This is a genomic window from Acetatifactor sp., from assembly GCF_982438285.1.
In genome coordinates, this window is record NZ_CEWDFQ010000164.1 from 1 (window position 1) to 6811 (window position 6811).

The window sequence follows — 6811 nt, forward strand, 5'->3', positions numbered from 1 at the left end:
ATTCAGATATCCGTTTTCAAACACCTTCATCCGAAAGACAGAGACAGTCTCAGAGCGGGCGGAATAAGCCCGAAGCAGCTCTCCCAAGACAATGGTAAAGAAGCAGGCGCTTCTGGCAACGTCCAGGGAATCGTGCACATAAAGTCCATAGAGGAAGGATCCAAGGGTTCCCGCCGCAAGGGCAAGGCTCTGAATCATCACCGCCACCGCCATTTTTTTGTTCACAATGGGCTCTGCCGGGTCTCTGGGCTTTCGCTCCATGACACCGGGCTCCTCCTTCTCCATTCCCAGGGCAAAGGCAGGAAACGCATCTGTGATCAGGTTAATGGAAAGCAGCTGGATTGCCACCAAGGGAACCGGAAGGTCAAAGAGCATGGCAAACAAAATCACCAGAATTTCCCCAATGTTGCAGGAGAGCAAAAATCCCACCACCTTGCGGATATTGCTGTAAATGGTGCGTCCCTCCGCAACTGCCCGCACAATACTGGCAAAATTGTCGTCGGTCAATATCATGTCGGCCGCTTCCTTGGACACGTCTGTCCCCGTAATGCCCATGGCAATACCGATATCGGCATGCTTTAAGGAAGGCGCATCGTTTACGCCGTCGCCGGTCATTGCCGCAATATTTCCGTTTGCCCGAACCGCATCCACCAGACGCACCTTGTGCTCCGGGGATACCCTGGCAAAAATGTTGGTCTTTTTCACGCACTGGCGCAGCTCATCGTCGCTCATCTGGGAGATTTCCCTTCCCTCTACGGTGCGATCCGTTTCAATTCCAAGCTGTCTGCCAATGGCGCCTGCCGTAATCTTGTGGTCGCCGGTGATCATTTTTACCTGGATGCCCGCTCTCTTACACACAGCTACCGCATTCCTTGCCTCCTCCCTGGGCGGATCGATCATGCCCATGAGGCCTACAAAGGTCAAGTGATCCTCCATTTCCAGAGAAGCCTCCGCCCGGTCTATCACACGATAGGCAACGCCGATGACCCGAAGAGCCGCCTCCGCAAACCGCTGATTCTGGGTTAAGATTTCCTCCCGCTTCTGGTCGTCCAAAGAAACGGCCTCTCCTCCGATCTCTATTTTTTCGCACCGGCGCAAAAGCTCATCCGGGGCTCCCTTTGTGTACATCACAATCTGTCCGTTTATCTTGTGGAAGGTGGACATAAGCTTTCTGTCTGAATCAAAGGGAATCTCCTGGATGCGGGGATATTTTTTCTCCCATGCGTCCTTCTCCATGGAACACTTATATGCCAAAACCACCATGGCGCCCTCTGTGGGATCTCCGATAATGGACTCGTCCTTGGGATGATAGGAGGCGTCGTTGCACAAAAGTCCTCCCTCAATCAGCTTTTTCACCGAGTCCCCGGCCTCGCGGCCGTCCATATCCGTCACCGCTCCCTCGGGACTGTAGCCGCTGCCGCTGACATGATAAACCTGCTCTCCGTCATACAGCTTTTGAATGGTCATCTTGTTCTGGGTCAGCGTTCCCGTTTTATCAGAGCAGATCACCGTTGTGCTGCCCAGTGTCTCCACCGCGCCAAGGCGCTTTATGATAGCGTTGCACTTTACCATCTTCTGCATCCCCATGGCCAGGACTACCGTCACCACCACAGTAAGCCCTTCGGGAATTGCAGCCACAGCCAGGGAAACAGATGTCATAAAGATATCAAACAGCTCCATGCCGTGCCACAGGCCCAGCAGGAAAATCAATACGCAGATGCCAAGGCACACAATTCCCAAAAGCTTTCCCAGGCTGTCCAGCTTTTTCTGCAGTGGGGTTGCTTCATCGGGAACCTGACTCAGCATACCCGCAATATTTCCCATCTGGGTCTGCATACCGATATCCGTGATGACGCCCTTTCCCCGGCCATAGGTAATCACCGTTCCCATATAGGCGCAGTTTACCCGGTCTCCTAAGGCCGCATCCTCCCCAAGCAGCGCCTGGGCATCCTTCTCAACGGGAACGGATTCCCCGGTGAGAGCCGCTTCATCAATCTTGAGATTCACCGTCTCTATCAGCCGCATATCCGCCGGAATATAATCCCCTGCTTCTAAAATGGCAATGTCTCCGGGAACCACATCCGAGGATGCCACCTGAATGATTTCTCCCTCCCGCAGCACCTTTGCATGGGGACTGGCCATTTCCTTTAAGGCCTTTAAGGCGTTGCTGGCCTTATTTTCCTGATAAACCCCAAGTATGGTGTTGAGCACCACAATGGCGATGATAATGACGCCCTCCAGGGTTTCTCCAAGAGCCACAGAAATCACTGCGGCGATGATCAGGATAATCACCAGAAAGTCCTTCAGCTGTTCCAGCGCCATCTGAAATACGGTCTTTTCCTTTCCGCCCTCCAGCCGGTTTTTACCATACCGCGTGCTGTGCTCATCGGCCTCCTTCTTCGTCAGACCTGTAGACAAATCCACCCCAAGGGCCTTTGCCGTATCCTCCGCCGATTGATTAAAATAAATTTTTGTGTCCATTTTCTTCCTCCGTAACACACACGCTTACTTACAATCCTAATACTAGTATAGAGAAACAGCCCCGTCAAGTACAAGGCAGGTTAAGGAACAGTTAAGATATGTTATCCCTTTTCTCCCGGCTCTTTGACGAAGCCTCTTTCATTCTCTGTGCCCGGGAAAACGCGCAGCCGCAGTAATCCTGTCTGTAGAGCCCATACTCGCCGGACAGCTCCACAGAGCGCTTGTACCCGTTCTTTTTCTTAAAATCAGATGGCAGCCATGCCGTCTGGTATTTTTCGGACACAGCCTGTCCGATCTCATTGATCTTCTGCGCATTTTTTAAGGGGCTTATGGTCAGGGTTGTGCCAAAATAATCATAGCTTCCCTCCTGCGCCCGCTTTGCCGTCTCTCCCAGCCGAAGCTCAAAGCATCGGAAGCATCTCTCTCCCCCTTCGGGGCAGCTCTCATAGCCCTTTGCCATGTCGAAGAAATCCTGCGGCCGGTAGTCCCCTTCCAAAATCTCTATGGGATAGCCCCGCTTTTCTTTGTTGTAGGCGCCGATCAGACGCTTTTGCTCCTCCACCCTTTTCCTGTATTCCTCCTCCATGGAGATGTTGGGATTATAATAAAATACAGTTATCAAAAAACGGGAGCAGAGATACTCCAGCACATAGCTGCTGCAAGGGGCGCAGCAGCTGTGCAGCAGCAGGGAGGGAGCCTTTCTCTCCCTGTCTATGCGCTCCAGTATTTTTTCCAATTCCTTCTGGTAATTTATCTGGTTCATTTTTCCGTCCTTTTTCACCGCGGTCATCCATCCGGTCTATACTCTGTAAATGCCCGCAGAGCACGGGGAAACTCTGATGCCTTCCCCACAGTTTTCAGCTTCCTTTCCAAAGCTGTACACCGTCTCCTTAAGTCTGCAGCCGCATTCAAACACGATTTCTCTTTCCGCAGGATTTAAAATAACAAGCAGGCGCTCTTCCCCTGCGCTTCTCACATAGGCCAGTGGATACTCGTTTTGAGGAGCGTACACGAATTCAATGCCGCCGCCATTTTGCAGCGCGGGATGGGCTTTCCGCAAGGCAATCAGCCTGCGCACCTCCTGATAAAGAGAATCCTCTCTTTCCATCTGGCTTTCCACATCCGGCCGATCGAAAGACTCATCCAGGGGAATATACAAAAGCTCCTTTGGCGCAGAGCTGAAGCCTGCGTTGGTGCTCTTATCCCACTGCATGGGAGAACGAGAGCCCGTTCTCTGGTAACCGCCCTCCACAGAACGCAGCCCCTCCACAAACCGCATGCCGATTTCATCCCCGTAATACACAAAGGGAGCCCCCGGCATGGAGAGCAGAAAAGCAAAGGCAATCTTTAGCTCGTCCCCCTTTAAGCGTCTTGCCAGCCTGTCCATATCGTGATTGCCGGAGGGAATACAGATAAATCCTTTTCCCTTTGTCTTATCACGGCTTTCCTCATATCGTTTTACAAAAGCGGAGGCATCCCCTTTTCCTCTTCTGGAAAAGAAGGGCTCCTCACAGCGGAACAAATCATTGTAATGGGAAGGACCAAACTGCAGCAGGAAATCCATGTGAAAGCCCCCTGCCAGAGACTTTTCCGGCTCTCCCCATTCAGAAATCAATACCGCCTCCGGATATTCCTGATCTAAGAAGGCTCTCACCTTCTGCCACAACGCGATGGTTCCCTTTCCCTCAGGATCATTTTTCACAAGGGAGCCCGCCATATCTACCCGGAAGCCGTCGCAGCCCATGCCCAGCCAGAAGCGCATCACGTTTTTCATTTCCTCCAGGGTGGCTCTTGGGCCTTCCGCCTCCGGAGACTGCTGCCAGGGACGGTTTCTCTCATAATATCCGTAATTCAAGGCCGGCTGATGGGAAAAGAAGTTTACCACACAGGAACCGCTTCTATCCGATATCCCCCGGATACAGCCCATCCCCTCAGGGGATTCCCAGATATCGTCTGTCCAGATGTAGCGGTCCGTATAGAGATTTTTCTCTGCCTTCATAGATTCCTGAAACCATCTGTGCTTTGTAGAGGTATGTCCCGGAACCAGATCCAGCAGCACATGGATTCCCCTCTTGTGAGCCTCCTTAAAAAGCCGCCTCAAATCCTCGTTGGTGCCGTATCTGGGCGCAGCCAGATAATAGTCCTCCACATCATAGCCCGCATCTCCAAAGGGAGACTGAAAGCAGGGATTGAGCCAGATTCCGTTGCAGCCCAATCCCACGATATAATCCAGTCTTTCTATGATACCCTGGAAATCTCCGATTCCATCCCCATTGCTGTCCTGGAAGGATTGGGGATAAATTTCATAAAAAATTGCATCGTCAAGCCATTTCGCCATAAAAACCTCTTTCCCCTGCCAACATCCGGCAGAAATCGTTTTCTACAAACAAAATAGCATAGAATGCCAAGAATGGCTATCTCTTTTTTCTTAAATTTTTATGCCATCGCTTCTTCATATCTTTTCTGAGCCTTCCGCCAGTTAATCAGGTCAAACCAGCTCTCCACATAATCCGGCCTGCGGTTCTGATACTGCAGATAATAAGCATGCTCCCAGATATCCACTAAAAAAATGGGGGTGTAAAGGCTTAAATCCGGCACATCCTGATTGGCTGTCTGCTGGATGGAAAGCTTCCCCTCTCCGTCTGTCAAAAGCCACGCCCAGCCGGAACCAAACTGGGTGACTGCAGCCTGCTTCATCTGTTCCTTAAACTGCTGATAAGAGCCGAAATCTCTCTTTATGGCCTCAGCCAGCGCCCCCGCCGGCTCCTGGCCCACCGGAGCTTTCATGGCATCAAAATACAGCTCATGGTTGTGGACCCCTCCGCCATTGTTGCGCACAGGGGTTCTGGCCGGCGCAGGAAGGTTCTCCAGGCTCATCAAAAGCTCCTTCAGACTCATTTTTTGGAGCTCCGGGTAATCGGCCAGCGTATTGTTCAGATTATCCACATAGGTCTTATAATGCTTGTCGTGGTGAAAGTGCATGGTCTCTCCGTCGATCACCGGGGACAAAGCATCATATTCATAGGGAAGGGGTCTCACTACAAAAGGGTACGTCTCTTCTTTCATATTTTCCTCATTTCTGCGCTGCTTTTGCAGATGGCAGATATGCGGATGCAGCGCGGACACAGACCTGCCGTTTCCCCATCAGTATATGCATATCCCCATAAAAAATTCCGTTTCAAAGCCCTTATAGGCCTTGAAACGGAATTACTTATATCTGGGCAATGTCCACAAGCGTCAGCTCCCCGCCTGCGTTCTCTAAGCTCGTCACCAGGGCTCTTGCAGTATCCATGGCTGTAATACAGTGGATGCCTGTCTCGATTGCCGTACGGCGGATCAAAAAGCCGTCCCTGGACTTGTCGCGCCCCTGAGTGGGCGTATCAATGACAAGATCAATCTTGTGTCCCAGAATCAAATCCATCACCGTAGGGGATTCCTGGGATATCTTATTTACCTTCCTGGCTTTCACGCCCGCCTCATTCAGAGCGGCCGCTGTGCTTCTGGTGGCGTAAATGGTATAGCCCAGCTTTTCAAATCGTCTGCCGATCTCGATAGCCTCTCCCTTGTCCGCATCCTTCACGGTAATGATCATATTTTTATACTTGGGCAGATTTACGCCCGCCCCCAAAAACGCCTTGTACAGCGCCTCATTGAAGGTCTTTGCGATTCCCAGGCACTCTCCGGTGGATTTCATTTCAGGCCCTAAGCTGATCTCCGCCCCACGGATTTTCTCAAAGGAGAACACAGGCATCTTTATGGCAAAGTATTCTGCCTCCGGCTGCAGGCCTGGCTCATAGCCAAGCTCTCGTATGGTTTTGCCGATGATTACCTCCGCCGCCAGATCTACAATGGGGATTCCGGTTACCTTGCTGATATAAGGCACGGTACGGGAGGAACGGGGATTCACCTCGATCACATACACCTCATCCCCGATGGCGATAAACTGAATGTTGATCAATCCCTTTACATGCAGCGCCTTAGCCAGCCTTCTTGTATACTCTGCAATCTTTTCCTTCACAGCCTGGTTTATGGTATGCGCCGGATATACGGAAATACTGTCCCCGGAATGCACGCCCGTGCGCTCCACATGCTCCATAATACCCGGAATCAAAATATCCGTGCCGTCGCAAACCGCGTCCACCTCAATCTCCTTGCCCTGGAGATATTTATCCACCAAAATAGGATGATCCTGGGCAATGCGGTTGATGATCTCCATAAATTCTTCGATTTCCTCATCGGAAATGGCGATCTGCATTCCCTGGCCTCCCAGCACATAGGAGGGCCTCACCAGCACAGGGTAGCCCAGGCGGTTTGCCACAGCCTTCGCTTC

Annotated in this window: 5 protein-coding genes; all 5 read right to left on the reverse strand. The window is 51.7% G+C overall.

Annotated elements, in window-relative coordinates:
• A partial coding sequence (locus AC1WIP_RS09245) for a cation-translocating P-type ATPase (protein WP_481141571.1) occupies nucleotides 1-2481 on the reverse strand: 2481 nt, incomplete at its 3' end.
• A gap of 91 nt (nucleotides 2482-2572) precedes the next feature.
• Complete coding sequence (locus tag AC1WIP_RS09250) at nucleotides 2573-3244, reverse strand: epoxyqueuosine reductase QueH (protein ID WP_481141572.1); 672 nt, start codon at nucleotides 3242-3244, stop codon at nucleotides 2573-2575.
• Nucleotides 3245-3280: 36 nt separating this feature from the next.
• Nucleotides 3281-4819, reverse strand: a complete 1539-nt coding sequence (locus tag AC1WIP_RS09255; protein WP_481141573.1) for an alpha-amylase family glycosyl hydrolase — start codon at nucleotides 4817-4819, stop codon at nucleotides 3281-3283.
• Between the two features lie 98 nt (nucleotides 4820-4917).
• On the reverse strand, nucleotides 4918-5547 hold the full coding sequence (locus tag AC1WIP_RS09260) for a superoxide dismutase (protein WP_481141574.1): 630 nt from the start codon (nucleotides 5545-5547) through the stop codon (nucleotides 4918-4920).
• Between the two features lie 145 nt (nucleotides 5548-5692).
• Nucleotides 5693-6811: ATP-binding protein (locus tag AC1WIP_RS09265; protein WP_481141575.1), on the reverse strand; the 1119-nt coding region annotated here is incomplete at its 5' end.